The 12335-nt window shown below is 73.7% G+C and carries 13 protein-coding genes and 1 tRNA gene; 8 read left to right on the top strand and 6 right to left on the bottom strand.

Going from position 1 to position 12335, the window contains the following annotated elements; translation table 11 throughout:
* Position 1: 1 nt before the first annotated feature.
* From FXF52_RS16590 to FXF52_RS16580, 3 genes are all read left to right on the top strand, one after another.
* Positions 2-307: a type VII secretion target gene (locus FXF52_RS16590; protein WP_148797812.1), complete on the top strand. Its 306-nt coding sequence runs from the start codon at positions 2-4 to the stop codon at positions 305-307.
* Entirely contained in the window at positions 307-975 is a 669-nt protein-coding gene (locus FXF52_RS16585; RefSeq protein ID WP_148797811.1) for a hypothetical protein, read from the top strand. The genes FXF52_RS16590 and FXF52_RS16585 overlap by 1 nt, the downstream gene beginning before the upstream one ends.
* Before the next feature lie 288 nt (positions 976-1263).
* Positions 1264-2103, top strand: coding sequence for a regulatory iron-sulfur-containing complex subunit RicT (locus tag FXF52_RS16580; RefSeq protein WP_148797810.1), 840 nt, complete (start codon positions 1264-1266; stop codon positions 2101-2103).
* 138 nt (positions 2104-2241) lie between these two features.
* On the opposite strand, the gene FXF52_RS16575 is transcribed toward FXF52_RS16580, so the two are convergent.
* Entirely contained in the window at positions 2242-3978 is a 1737-nt protein-coding gene (locus FXF52_RS16575; protein WP_148797809.1) for a metallophosphoesterase, read from the bottom strand.
* 136 nt (positions 3979-4114) lie between these two features.
* Here FXF52_RS16575 and FXF52_RS16570 point away from each other — a divergent pair.
* A tRNA-Thr gene (locus tag FXF52_RS16570) sits at positions 4115-4188 on the top strand.
* 241 nt (positions 4189-4429) lie between these two features.
* On the opposite strand, the gene FXF52_RS16565 is transcribed toward FXF52_RS16570, so the two are convergent.
* From FXF52_RS16565 to FXF52_RS16555, 3 genes are all read right to left on the bottom strand, one after another.
* A complete protein-coding gene (locus FXF52_RS16565) occupies positions 4430-4966 on the bottom strand; it encodes an SRPBCC family protein (protein WP_148797808.1) in 537 nt (178 codons plus the stop codon).
* An 88-nt stretch (positions 4967-5054) separates the two neighbouring features.
* Positions 5055-5729, bottom strand: coding sequence for a hypothetical protein (locus FXF52_RS16560; RefSeq protein ID WP_148797807.1), 675 nt, complete (start codon positions 5727-5729; stop codon positions 5055-5057).
* A 125-nt stretch (positions 5730-5854) separates the two neighbouring features.
* Positions 5855-6472: a pyridoxamine 5'-phosphate oxidase family protein gene (locus FXF52_RS16555; RefSeq protein ID WP_148797806.1), complete on the bottom strand. Its 618-nt coding sequence runs from the start codon at positions 6470-6472 to the stop codon at positions 5855-5857.
* Positions 6473-6635: 163 nt separating this feature from the next.
* Here FXF52_RS16555 and FXF52_RS16550 point away from each other — a divergent pair, with 163 nt between their 5' ends.
* From FXF52_RS16550 to FXF52_RS16540, 3 genes are read left to right on the top strand one after another with little or no spacing between them, the layout of a single operon-like run.
* Entirely contained in the window at positions 6636-7142 is a 507-nt protein-coding gene (locus tag FXF52_RS16550) for a DUF2231 domain-containing protein (RefSeq protein ID WP_148797805.1), read from the top strand.
* Positions 7139-7678, top strand: coding sequence for an Hsp20/alpha crystallin family protein (locus tag FXF52_RS16545; protein ID WP_148797804.1), 540 nt, complete (start codon positions 7139-7141; stop codon positions 7676-7678). The genes FXF52_RS16550 and FXF52_RS16545 overlap by 4 nt, the downstream gene beginning before the upstream one ends.
* Positions 7679-7685: 7 nt before the next feature.
* Positions 7686-8792: a glycosyltransferase family 9 protein gene (locus tag FXF52_RS16540; RefSeq protein WP_148797803.1), complete on the top strand. Its 1107-nt coding sequence runs from the start codon at positions 7686-7688 to the stop codon at positions 8790-8792.
* Between the two features lie 28 nt (positions 8793-8820).
* Here FXF52_RS16540 and FXF52_RS16535 read toward each other — a convergent pair whose 3' ends face one another.
* Together FXF52_RS16535 and rfaE2 are read right to left on the bottom strand one after the other, a co-directional pair.
* The gene (locus tag FXF52_RS16535; protein WP_148797802.1) at positions 8821-9705 is read right to left on the bottom strand and encodes a glycosyltransferase family 2 protein; all 885 of its coding nucleotides are present in this window, start codon (positions 9703-9705) and stop codon (positions 8821-8823) included.
* Positions 9702-11558, bottom strand: a complete 1857-nt coding sequence (rfaE2, locus tag FXF52_RS16530) for a D-glycero-beta-D-manno-heptose 1-phosphate adenylyltransferase (protein WP_148797801.1) — start codon at positions 11556-11558, stop codon at positions 9702-9704. Before rfaE2 ends, FXF52_RS16535 begins: the two co-directional genes overlap by 4 nt.
* A 133-nt stretch (positions 11559-11691) precedes the next feature.
* Between rfaE2 and FXF52_RS16525 the strand changes: the two genes are divergently transcribed.
* On the top strand, positions 11692-12240 hold the full coding sequence (locus FXF52_RS16525; RefSeq protein WP_148797800.1) for a type 1 glutamine amidotransferase domain-containing protein: 549 nt from the start codon (positions 11692-11694) through the stop codon (positions 12238-12240).
* Positions 12241-12335: the final 95 nt, after the last annotated feature.

Below are 12335 nucleotides of genomic sequence, written 5' to 3'. Positions count from 1 at the left end.
CATGGACACCCTGCACGCCCTGGCCGCCCGCCTGGACGAGGCCAGCGCCACGCTCGCCACCCTGGCCCGCACGGTGACCGCGACCGACCCGCCGCACCCCGCCTTCGGCGCCCACGCCGAGGGCCGGCCCGGCGAGATCGGCCGAGCCCTGCACCGGCAGTGGACCGCCGCCACCGGCGACCGGGCCCGGGAGGCGGGTGCCGCCGCGGCCCGGCTGTCCGCCGCCGCGGCCGCGCTGCGCAGCGCCGCCGACCGCTACGCGGCCACCGACGAGTCCGCCGGCCGGCGGCTCCTCCGGGAGGCCTGATGGACGCCCTGGACCGTCTCGCCGAGCCGGGTCTCGACCTGCTGGCCCGGGTCGACACGCTGCTCGCCGGTGGCGCGCCCGAGGGGCACCGGCTCTGGCCGCTGCTGCGCCGCATGCAGGTGCTCCCCGGCGCGGCCGTGCGCGAGTTCCTCGACCTGCATCCGGCGCCGCTGGCCGACGCCGGCCACGCCGTGCGCCGGCTCGTCCGGGGATACGACGACACCTGCGCCCTGCTCGCCGACCCGGTCGCCTGGTCCGGACCGGCCGCCGCGGCGTACGACGAGGCCCGTGGCGCCCTGCTCCGCCACCTGGACGAGGGGCCGGAGAGCCTGGTCGGGCGGCTGGAGTCGACCGCCGGCTACGCCGACGCGCTGGCCGACTGGGTGGAGGGGAGCCGGCTCGCCCTGGCCCGGGCCCTGGCCGACGTGCTGCGCTCGGCCGAGGCGGTCACCGTGCACGCCGCCGGTCGACCCGGTGGCGGCGGTGAGGGGGCCGGGGGACTGGCGGCGGCGGAGATCGCGGTCCGGGTGCTGGGCGTGCTCGGGGTGGCGTACGACGGCGCGGAGACGCTGCTGCGCCAGTGGGCGCCGAGCCTGGCCGAGACGACCTGGCGGGAGCGGGTGGCCGGCGGGCCCCGCTACGGCGGCACCACCCGGGTCGGCCACTGAGCACCTTGCGCAAGCTCACGGCGCCGCGCGCCGTACCGGCCGTGGCCGGGCTCCGGCGGCGACGCCGTGGCCTTCCCCTGCACCCCCCGCAGGTCTGTCTTCACTCAACGCCGTCGGCTGCCGTTTGTCCTCCGGTGGGCTCATGTTTCAGCCGTCCGGGCGAGGATCAACCGCACGACGGGTTGGAGCTGGCTCGGTCGAGTCGACAATCATGGATCGCTGCGCCGGGTGACCGGCCGGCGACGGCCGGCCAGCCAGCGACCCGCGCGGCGTCGTAGGGTGGTGGCCATGGGCATGCTCTGCGCGGTCAGTTTCAACCGGTACGGGCGCCTCTACTACCTCGATCCGGGCGAGCTGCGCCCACAGGTGGGTGACCGGGTGCTGGTGCCCACCGACGAGGGACCCGAGGTGGCCGAGTGCGTCTGGGCCGCGCAGTGGGTCGACGAGGACACCGGCGGCTTCCCCCGGCTGGCCGGGCTGGCCGGCGAGGAGGACCTGCGCCGCGACGAGCTGCTACGCCGGCGCAAGGCCGACGCCAAGGTGGCCGCCAAGCGGCTGATCCGCGAGCACGGGCTGCCGATGAAGGTGGTGGCCGTCGACCACGTGTTCGGTACGCCGGACACCGGCAGCGACCGCACCACGGTCTACTTCACCGCGCCGCACCGGGTCGACTTCCGCTCGCTCGTCCGTGACCTGGGGGCGACGCTGCACTGCCGGGTCGAGCTGCGGCAGCTCTCCGCCCGCGACTCGGCGCGCGTCCAGGGCGGGATCGGCTCCTGCGGCCGGGACCTCTGCTGCGCCACCTTCCTCACCGACTTCGAGCCGGTGACCATCCGGATGGCCAAGGACCAGGACCTCCCGCTCAACCCGCTGCGCATCTCCGGCGCGTGCGGCCGGCTGATGTGCTGCCTCAAGTACGAGCACCCGCTCTACCAGCGGTTCCAGGAGTCCGCTCCGGCGATCGGCAGCCGGGTCACCACGCCCGAGGGGGACGGCAAGGTGGTCGGCCACAGCGTCCCGAGGGACTCGGTCACCGTCCGGCTGGACGCCGACGGCTCCCGCTGCTCGTGCAGCCGCGCCTCCGTCTGCGCCCCCCGCCAGGCCCACGACCAGCACTACAACCCCTGACCAAAGCCGCGCTGCGCCCCGTGCCCGGCCCGCGCCTCGCCCCGTGCCGGCCCGCGCTTCGCAGCGTCGATCATGAAGTTGACGGCGAATTTGATCTGGTGGCGTCAACCTCATGATCGACGCACTTGAGGCGGATGGTCAGTGGAGGACGATGGGGGGTTCGGCGAGGCGGGGGGCCAGGGGGGTTCTGGGGGTCAGCCAGGAGGCGGTGGGGGACTGGTCCGGGTTCAGTTGCCAGGCGTGGCAGACCTTGTCCACCGCGATCGGGTAGATGGTCAGCGTGCCGTCCGGGTCGATCCGCATCCGGAGGAAGGCCTTCGAGTCCTCGATGCCCTGGCCGGCGAAGAGTTCGTTGACGTTCACCCCGAACGACCCGGCCACCAGCAGGTAGAGCGCCACCAACTGGCTGGCGACCAGCCCGATCACCGGCCCGTACAGGACGGCCGCGGCGACTACCGGCAGCGGCCACGGCCAGTCGTAGAAGGGCAGCTTCAGCCAGAGCCAGGTGCCGCCGGCGGCCAGCGCGATGTGGGCGAGTCCGTGGGTCACGCCGAGGATCCAGTGCCGGGCGTGCCGTTTCCCGCCGGCGCTCGGCGGCTTCGCGAAGAACGCCGCGCTCAGCATGGTCACCACCAGCATGATCACCAGCGGGACGCTGAACAGCCGCTGCTCGGTCGTGCCCATCTGGTTCGCCCCGACCGCCCCGGCCATGGCCAGCATCAGCAGGGTGTGCAGGGTGCCGAGCAGAGTGGTGAAGCCCGGGTTGCGGAACGGCAGCCGGGCGAAGATGCCCCAGCCGTAGCGCCGGGAGCGGGCCTTCTCCGGATAGCGAGCCGCCAGGTCGTACTCGCGGGTGCGGCTGGAGCGGCGGGCGAGCGTGTCCCGCGGCGGCACCTCCAGCCGCTCGGGGAGGGTGTGCGTGGGATAGAGGTAGGCGCCACCGGACCCGCAGGTGATGAGCTGCCGCTCCGAGCCGGTGTAACGGGCGTAATGGTGCAGGTCGCCGGAGATCAGCAGCCGCACCTGCGCCCCCGTGGGCGCGATGATCGTCCGGATGAAGTAGTCGATCGAGTCGTACGCCGTGGGGTGGTCTGCGGCCTTGACCCAGGTGGGTGCCGGGACCGCCAGGATCACCTTCGACCGCGGGGTGAGCTTCCGGGCGACCGCGTCGAAGTAGGTGAGCTGCGGGTCGTCCAGGTACGACCCGGACTGGTCGTCGATGCCGAGCAGCCACCAGTCCGCCGGCAGTTCCACCGCGAAGTACGACCGGGACTGGCCGGTGCCCCAGCCGGCGAAGTGGCGGTCCCGGGAGCGGACGAACAGCCGCAGGAACGCGGTCAGGCCGTCGTACCAGTCGTGGTTGCCGGGGACCGCGAAGAGCGTCGGCTGCTCCGGCGGGGCCAGCGGCAGCGCGGCCTGGTACGGCCCCTTGCAGCGGTCCTCGTACGCCTCGTAGGCCGCCGACGGGTAGACCTGGTCGCCCCCCATCACCAGGGTCTGCGCCCGGGGCAGCCGGTGCCCGTCGACCGTCAGCTCCGGCTGGGCGAGCAGGTACGCGACCGAGTACGTCGCATCGAAGCCGTCACCCAGGTCGGCCACGTAGTCCAGCCAGAGCCCGCCGTCCGGCCCGACCTGCCGGAACGTATCGTCGCCGAACGCGTTCTGCAGCTCCCGCTTGTCCAGGTACGCCCCGAACAGCATCGCCAGCAGGGTACGCAGGCCGGTGCTGATCAGCAGCAACGGCGCCAGCCACGGGACCGGCTTGCGCGGGGTGAACCCGAGCTCCAGCGGGTCGAGGCTGCGCGGCCGGCGGGTCGCCCGCTCGCCGGGATGCGCCTCGGGGAGCGGCTGCGGCGGTACCTGATCATCGCTCACCCGCCGCAGGGTAGTCCCGACCGGATGCGAGCGCTGTCCGGCGAACGACCGAACTTTTCCTCGATGTCCGGTTCGGCGACAGTGAGGGATCCCGTTCGGCTCCGGGCGGGGGTGTGCCGTACACTTGACGATCGTTGCCGCCTTAGCTCAGTCGGCTAGAGCGACGCACTCGTAATGCGTAGGTCGACGGTTCGATTCCGTCAGGCGGCTCGGTGCAGAAGCCCAGGTCAACGGCCTGGGCTTCGCCGTTTCCCGAGGGCGACCACCCCGCCGGTGGCAGTGCCGGTCCGTAAATAGTCCGCATCCGGCGCCGCGACCGCCTCGTCCAGCCGGTGGCGGAGCCGAGCGCCGGAGGACAACCCTGACCTGGGACGCAAAGCCGCGAAGCGAGCCCGGCGGGCACGACCTGAAGGCCGGCCCGCCGGGTTCACTCTGGCAGGGAAGTGACTGGTCAGCGTTCGGAGGCGCGGGTCCTGCCGTCGTCACCCAGAGAGGACGCGGCGTATTCCACGCCGGGCGTGCCGAGCGTACGGCCCTCGTCGATGGTGCCGCGCCAGGCGCCCGTCTCGATACCTCGGCTCTCGATGTACGACTTGAACTTCTCCAGGTCGGCCTCGGCCCGCTTCTCCACGATGTGCAGCTTGTCGCCGGCCTGCTCGACCAGCCCCTCCGGCTCGTACTCCATGCAGAGCCGCACCTGGGTGCGGTCGGTGCCGATCGGCTGGAAGTGGACCGCGCCGGCGTTGGTGGCGCCGCTGGTGGCCGCCCAGGCCACCTTCCGGTCCGGCACCTGTTCGAGGACCTTGGCGTCCCATTCGCGCTTCACGCCGCCGATCTCGGCGACCCAGTGCATCCGCTGGTCGTCGAGTTGCCGCACCTCGTGCACGCCGCCCATGAAGCGGGGAAACTCCTCGAACTGCGTCCACTGGTTGTACGCGGTGCTGACCGGCACGTCGACTTCGATGGACTTCTCGACCTTGGTGGTCATGGATTCCTCCTCGTCGTTCTGACGTCCGTCATCAGAGCCGTACCCTGAGGGCGAGCGCTCAATCGAGACGGATGCCACGCCTGCCGGCTCAGCCGTCCTCGCGGTCCGGGTTCTCCAGGCGGAAGAAGTTGCTCTGCCGCCCGTCGGAGCGCTCCTCCTGGTAGATGAAGTTGAGCCGCCGCTCGTCGAACGTGCGGAACCACTCCTCCCAGCCGATCTCGCGCAACCGGTCCGCGCGGCCGTTCGCCGGGAAGTCGATCCGCAGCACCCCCGGGTGGCCGTCGTGCTCGCTGCCGTCCACCGTGACCGGTACGCCCTTGCGTGCCTCGGCCCAGCGCCGGATCACCTCGTGGTCGGTGGTGACCAGGCTGCGACCGGGCCGCTCCGGCTCGTCGTCCACGGAGGTGATCTCCTGGGCGTACTTCAGCGACTTCGAGTTCTGCGGCCCGGTGCGGATGCCGCCGCCGGACGCCGACGAGGTGCTCTTCTTGGCCGGCGTGGCGCCGCGGCCGCCGGCGCGCGCCGAGGTGCTCTTCTTCGCGTCGTCCCGCAGGCTCTTCACCAGCGCCTTGACCAGGTCGCCCTTGCGCAGGTCCGAGGTGCCGGTGACGCCGCGGTCGCGCAGCCGGCCGCGCAACTCGTCGACCTTGAGCCGGGCGATGTCGCTCTCGTTGATGCCGGGGGTGTTCGGGGTCTGGTTGCCCGGCGGGTTCGTGGTCGCGGTCGAGCCGCTGCCGCGCCCCGAGCTGTTCTTCGTGGGCATCGCACATCATCCTCTCTCGACCCGTGTTCCAGGGGTTCCAACGCCGCGTGACGCGGGGGGCCGTCCCCTGGATCAGTACCCTCAGCCGCCCGCCGAAACGTGAGCCACCGGGGTGAGAGCCGGGATCAGGAGTAGATGGTGCTCACGTAGTCCGGTCCGTAGTGGCGTTCGAGGTCGGCGAGGTTCTCGGCCGGGGCCTCCACCTCCTTGACCAGGCGGGCCCGGGACGGCAGGGCGTCCGGCCGCCACGTCTCGGGCTGCCACAGGTCGGAGCGGAGGAACGCCTTCGCGCAGTGGTAGAAGATCTGCTCGATCGCCACCTCGACGGCCAGCACCGGACGGTGCCCCTTGACCACCATGTCGGCGAAGTACGGCGCGTCGCGGACCAGCCGGGCCCGCCCGTTGATCCGCAGCGAGTCGGTGCGGCCGGGAATCAGGTAGATCAGCCCGACGTGCGGGTTGGCCAGGATGTTCCGGTAGCCGTCGGCGCGGCGGTTGCCGGGCCGCTCGGGGATGGCGATCGTCGCCTCGTCCAGCACCACGGTGAAGCCCGGCGGGTCGCCCTTCGGGGAGACGTCGCAGCTGCCGTCCGCCCCGGCTGTGGCGACCAGGCAGAACGGCGAGGCGGCCAGCCACTCGCGGTCCCGCGCGTGCAGCACGGTGCGTTCCTTGTCCAGCGCCCGCCGCGTCGGCGTACCGAGCAGGTCGCTCAGTTCCTCCGCTGAGGTGATCTCCGTCGTCACGTATTCCTCCCCCGTCCGTTGGCCTCGATGGCGTTTTCGGCCCGCGACCGGCCGGTTTCCGCCATGGTCAGCCTAGGCGTGCGCGCCGAACGCGAGGTTTGCCCCCGGGTCGGCCGGGTACGGCGTAACCCGCAGCCGCCCGGATGCGACCGATGGAGGCCCGATGGAGAGCCGACTGAAGGTGCTCGGTCACCCCGTGCACCCGATGCTGGTGATGTTCCCGGTGGCGCTCCTGGTCACCGCGGTGATCTTCGACGTCATCGACACCGCAGGCGGGCCGAACTTCCTCGGCGAGGTCGCGTACTGGAACATCCTGGTCGGCCTGATCGGCGGCGTGCTGGCCGCGGCGGCCGGCTCCGTCGACCTGCTCGCCCTGCCCACCGGCACCCGCGCCAAGCGGGTCGGCCTCGCGCACGCGGGCGCCAACCTCGCGGTGATCCTGCTCTTCGCGGCGGTCTGGGTGGTCCGGCTGAACGCCGAGTACCGGGCCGCCGGGGGTGCCCTGCTGGCCATCGAGGTGGTCGCCGTGGGGCTCCTGGGGATCAGCGCCTGGCTCGGCGGCGAGCTGGTGGATCGGCTGGGCGTGGGGGTCGACCCGGAGGCCGACCTGAACGCGTCGAGCTCGCTGCGACCCCCCTCGGCACCGGAGCGGATCGGAGAGGTGCGATGACGGAACAGTCCGGAGTACGTGGCTTCTGGCGCGGTCGGCAGCAGGGCTGGGACCCGATGGGCGAGCTGCAGTCGCTGCGCGCCGAGCTGCGCCGCCTGGTCGGCGGCCGGGCCGGCCCGCCGGAGGTGGAGTTGGCCGAGACCGCCGATGGCTGGGAGGTCGTCGTCCGGCTGCCCGGCGTGGCGCCGGAGGAGGTGGCCGTCGAGCTGGACGACCGGGAGCTGTGCGTCCGGGCCCGCTCGGAGGCGGAGGTGAACGCCGACCACGGCATCCAGGGTGGGTTCGAGACGCGCGGCTTCGAGTACCGGGTGGACCTGCCGTCCCGGGTGGACCCCGACCGGATCGACGCGGTGATGGACCACGGCCTGCTCCGGGTGCGGCTGCCCCGGGCGGCCCGGCCCACGCCGCGCACCATCACCGTCGGCCGCACCGGCCCCCGCCCCACCGCCGTGGGTACGCGGACCTTGGCGGACCCGGCCGCGGACCGGGAGCTGCACCACCCGGACACCACGGTCGACGAGCTCGACCGGCCGTAGGGGTCGCGTGACCACCCCGTCGGTGCTCGGCCCGGTCGGCGAGCGCGTGCCCGACGTCGAGCGGATCGCCGTGCTCCGGGCGAACGCGCTCGGTGACTTCATTTTCGTCCTGCCGGCGCTGGAGGCGCTGCGGGCCGCGTACCCCGGGGCGGAGATCGTGCTGCTCGGCGCGCCCTGGCACGTCGAGCTCTGGCACGACCGCCCCGGCCCGGTGGACCGGGTGCTGGTGGTGCCGCCCGCCCCCGGCATCCGGGACGCCGGGCCGGCCGAGCCGCCCGCGGAGCTGGCGGACTTCCTGGCGGCGGCCCGCGCGGAGCGCTTCGACCTGGCGATGCAGCTGCACGGCGGTGGGGCCAACTCCAACCCGCTGATCACCCGACTGGGCGCCCGGGTCACCGCCGGACTGCGGGCCGAGGGCGCGTCGCCGCTGGACCGCTGGATCCGGTACGTCTACTACCAGCACGAGGTGATCCGCTACCTGGAGGCGGTGGCCCTGGTCGGCGCGCCGGCCACCACGATCACCCCGGCGCTGGCGGTCACCGACGCCGACCGGGCCGAGGCCCGGCAGGTGCTCGGCGCGCCGGAGCGGCCCCGGGTGGCGCTGCACCCTGGGGCGACCGACACCCGGCGGCGCTGGCCCCCGGAGCGCTTCGGCGACGTGGCCCGCGCGCTGGCCGGCGACGGGTACGAGGTGCTGGTCACCGGTACCCCCGCCGAGCGGGAGACGGTGGACGCGGTGGTGGTGGCGGCGGGCGTCCCGGTCCGCCCGCAGGTCGGCACGCTCACCCTGGGCGGGCTGGCCGCCTGCTACGCCGACTGCGCGCTGGTGGTCTCCAACGACACCGGGCCGCTGCACCTGGCTGCCGCGGTCGGCGCCCCCACGGTGGGCGTCTACTGGGTCGGCAACCTGATCAACGGGGCCACGCCGCTGCGGACCCGGCACCGCCCGATCGCCTCCTGGACCACGCACTGCCCGGTCTGCGGCGTCGACTGCACCCCGGGGATCTATCCGCACCGCCCCGGCGACGGCGACTGCCCGCACCGGGACTCGTTCGTCGCGGACGTGCCCGCTGTCGAGGTGGTCGAGGCGGCCCGCGAACTGCTGGCGGGCTGACCGGCGGTGTCGTGGCGACGGCCGGGCGTCAGGCCGGTTGTGGGGTGTCCGAGGGCTGGTCGACCAGGACGACCTCCCACGCCTCCACGTCCCGCTCGGTGACCGTGGTCGGCGACTCCAGGTGGAAGGCGCCGCTGGGCAGCACTCCCGCGCCGCCGTGCCGCTCCAGCACCGCGAGCTGCGCCGCGACGTCCTCACCCTGGTGCTTCTCGTGCAGCTGGCGCCAGAACTCGAAGCCGCCGGCGTCGATCAGCTTCGCCCGGTCGTAGAGCACGCACCCGCCGATCCACGAGACCTTGTACGCGCGCCAGGCCCCCGCCGGCAGCCGCAGCTTCTCGGTGACGTGCAGCAGGTTCGCCGCCGGGTGGATGGCGGCCCGGTCCCACTCCGGCGTACCCGGTCGGACCCGCTCGGGGACCGGCCGGCCGTGCCACTCCTCGTAGTGCGCGTGGGTCTCCGGGCGTACGTCGTCGGCGTAGGAGAGGCCGTGCACCGCGTTGCCGACGAACCCGCAGCCCAACTCGCGGATCGCGGTGACCAGCCGGGCGAGGGTGCCCGGTTCCAGCCAGACGTCGTCGTCGAGGCAGAGCACGTACCGGGCCGTCGACTGGCGCAGCAGGTACGCCCGGTGCTCGGCCAGCCCGCGCCGGGGCAGCCGTCGGGTCAGCAGCACCGGGTGGCCCCGGTGGCGCACCGCCCGGACCATGGTGGCCGCCGCCGGGTGCGCGTACGCCGGTCCGTCGTCGGACTGGTCGCTCACCACCACTCCGAAATCGGGTACGCCCTCCTGGGCGGCCAGCCCGGAGAGCGTGACCGCCAGCTCCGCGGGCCGGTTGCGCGTGGGGATCAGCACGTCGAGCAGCCGCGGCTGGCGGAACCCGTCCGGCGTGCCGGGGTCGAGCGGTCGGTTCACGCCGGCCTGCCCGTACTGCCACCGACGGTGGGCGTGACCGAGTGGGCCCGGATCCGGTCGATGATCGCCGAGGTGGAGCGGTCCGGCACGTACCCGAGGGTGCGCACCTGCCCGCCCAGCCGGCGGACCAGCGGCGCCTCCGGGACCATCTCCGGCGGGTAGTCGCCGCCCTTGACGTAGACGTCCGGACGGACCGCCTCGATCAGCGCCGCCGGGGAGTCCTCCTCGAAGACCACCACGTGGTCCACGCACTCCAGGGCGGCCAGCAGCGCGGCCCGGTCCTCGACCGGGTTCACCGGCCGGTCCGGCCCCTTGAGCCGCCGTACGCTGTCGTCCGAGTTGACCGCCACGACCAGCAGGTCGCCCAGCGCGCGGGCCTGGGTCAGGTAGCGGACGTGCCCCGGGTGCAGCACGTCGAAGCAGCCGTTGGTGAAGACGATCGAGCGCCCCGCCCGGCGGTGCTCCTCGACGATCGCGCTCAGCTCCTCGGCGCCGACCAGGCTCGGGTGGCCGGTCTGCTCCGGGCCGGCGCCCAGCGCGCCCAGCAGGTCCTCCCGCCGGCAGACGCAGGTGCCGGTGTCGGAGACCGTGATGGTGGCGGCGAGCTGCGCGAGCTGGGCGGCGGTGGGCAGGCTCGCGTCCGCCGCCAGCGCCAGGGTCATCGCGGCGAGGTACGCGTCCCCGGCGCCCACGGCGTGGCTGGCCGGCACCGGGGTGCTGTGGCTGCGTCGGGGCTCGCCGTCGGCCCCGCCGACGACCGCGCCCTCGGTGTCCAGGGTCACCGCCACCACGTCCGCACCGGTGTGCGCGCGCAGCTCGGCCAGGCGCGACTCGGCCAGCATGGCCCGGTCCACGCCGTCGCCGGCCGCCGCGTTCACGGTGACGCCGGTGCCGGTCACGCTGACGCCGTCCCCGGTCAGCGCGACGCGCTCCTCGCCGGGGGTGGGCTCGCCGGTCGGGCCGGGGCCGGCCGCGCCGGCCTGGTCGGTCGACGGTGCGCCGGAGGTGGGGTGCGGGGTGCCGGCGATCCGCTCGCCCGCGCCGCCCGGCGCCGCGCCCACGACCAGCTCAGAGGGGCCGTCGACCGGATCGGCCGGGTGGTCCAGGTGCAGGTCACCGGCCGTGGTGCCGCGCGCGGCGGTACGGCTGCCGCCGCCGAAGCCCACGGCGGCCCGGGCCAGCAGGCGGGTCGCCTCGGCGAAGCTCGGGGTCACCACGGTCGGGTTGAGGCCGCGCCAGTCGGCCAGGTCGTGCGCGTCGAGGGCCACGGTGGCGTAGCGGTCCCGGTTGGCGACCAGCCAGGCGCGGACCGCCCGGGGCAGCGCGCCCAGGCCGTAGTCGCAGACGACCAGGGTGAGCGGCCGCCCACCAGCGACGGCCTTCAGCTCCTCGGTCGCGCAGTGCAGCGCGGTGAGCAGGTGGGCCACCCCGCCGTCGTCGAGCGGGTCCTCCGGCTCGCCGGAGTCCTCGCGGAGCAGGATCTGGTTGCCGGCCAGCATCCGCCGCTTCACCGGCGTCTGCCGCCCGGGCTGGTTGACCGTCCGGTCCCAGACGCCCGCCCGGTCGAGGCAGTCGTGCAGTTCGTCGCCGGCCGCGTCGGCCCCGACCGGCGCCACCAGCACGGCCCGACCACCGAGGGCGGAGACGTTGACCGCCGTGTTCGCCGCGCCACCGGCGGCGGAGGTACGTCGGCGCAGGGTGAGGACCGGAGCGGGGGCCTCCCGGCAGAGCCGCTCGGACTCCGCGAACCGCCACTCGTCCAGCATGGCGTCCCCGATGATCAGCACGGGACGCCCCTGCCAGCTCTCCACCACTTTGGCGAGCCGGCGCTCTTCGGCTGCTGCTCCTGCCATGTCCCTCCGGGTCCCCCGAGCCGGTCCGGCCAAACCTGCCCACCGGTGCGGTCCGAACCACGTCCGGCGTCCGGTTTCGCCCGCTTGAGCCCGGGCACGGATTGTCCGAGCCCCCTGGAGAGGAGAGACCACCATGGCAGCGACACTGCAGGGCAAGCGCATCGCCTTCCTGGCCGCCGACGGCGTCGAGGAGGTCGAGTACACGATGCCCCGCGAGGCGGTGGAGAAGGCCGGCGCGCGGGTCGAGCTGGTCTCGGTGCGGCCCGGTTCGATCCAGTCCGTCAACCACCTGGACCAGAGCCGGACGTACGAGGTGGACGTGACGACGAAGGAGGCGGACGCCGGGGCGTACGACGGGTTGGTGCTGCCCGGCGGCGTGGCCAATCCGGATTTCCTGCGCACCGACCCGGACGCGGTCCGGTTCGTGAAGTCGTTCTTCACGGCCGGCAAGCCGGTCGGGGTGATCTGCCACGGCCCGTGGACGCTGGTCGAGGCGGACGTGGTGCGCGGCCGCCGGATCACCTCGTGGCCGAGCCTGCGTACCGACCTCACCAACGCCGGCGCGGCCTGGGTCGATGAGGAGGTGGTCACCGACAACGGCCTGGTGAGCAGCCGCAAGCCGGACGACCTGCCGGCGTTCTGCGCCAAGCTCGTCGAGGAGTTCGCCGAGGGCCGGCATTGACCGCCGTCTTTCGTTGATCATGAGGTTGGCGGCGGCCGCGGAGATCGACATCGCCGCCAACTTCATGATCAACCGGTTTTAGGGGCATGTTCTGC

The organism is Micromonospora sp. MP36 (assembly GCF_008119785.1).
In the GTDB taxonomy this organism is placed as follows: Bacteria; Actinomycetota; Actinomycetes; order Mycobacteriales; family Micromonosporaceae; genus Micromonospora.
This window is presented reverse-complemented; position numbering and strand designations above follow the sequence as displayed.

Excerpts from the sequence above, each read along its gene's own strand:
- FXF52_RS16590 (WP_148797812.1), top strand. The coding sequence starts at position 2 with ATGGACACCCTGCACGCCCTGGCCGCCCGCCTGGACGAGGCCAGCGCC.
- FXF52_RS16585 (WP_148797811.1), top strand. The coding sequence starts at position 307 with ATGGACGCCCTGGACCGTCTCGCCGAGCCGGGTCTCGACCTGCTGGCC.
- FXF52_RS16580 (WP_148797810.1), top strand. The coding sequence starts at position 1,264 with ATGGGCATGCTCTGCGCGGTCAGTTTCAACCGGTACGGGCGCCTCTAC.
- FXF52_RS16565 (WP_148797808.1), bottom strand. The coding sequence starts at position 4,966 with ATGACCACCAAGGTCGAGAAGTCCATCGAAGTCGACGTGCCGGTCAGC.
- FXF52_RS16560 (WP_148797807.1), bottom strand. The coding sequence starts at position 5,729 with ATGCCCACGAAGAACAGCTCGGGGCGCGGCAGCGGCTCGACCGCGACC.
- FXF52_RS16550 (WP_148797805.1), top strand. The coding sequence starts at position 6,636 with ATGGAGAGCCGACTGAAGGTGCTCGGTCACCCCGTGCACCCGATGCTG.
- FXF52_RS16545 (WP_148797804.1), top strand. The coding sequence starts at position 7,139 with ATGACGGAACAGTCCGGAGTACGTGGCTTCTGGCGCGGTCGGCAGCAG.
- rfaE2 (WP_148797801.1), bottom strand. The coding sequence starts at position 11,558 with ATGGCAGGAGCAGCAGCCGAAGAGCGCCGGCTCGCCAAAGTGGTGGAG.
- FXF52_RS16525 (WP_148797800.1), top strand. The coding sequence starts at position 11,692 with ATGGCAGCGACACTGCAGGGCAAGCGCATCGCCTTCCTGGCCGCCGAC.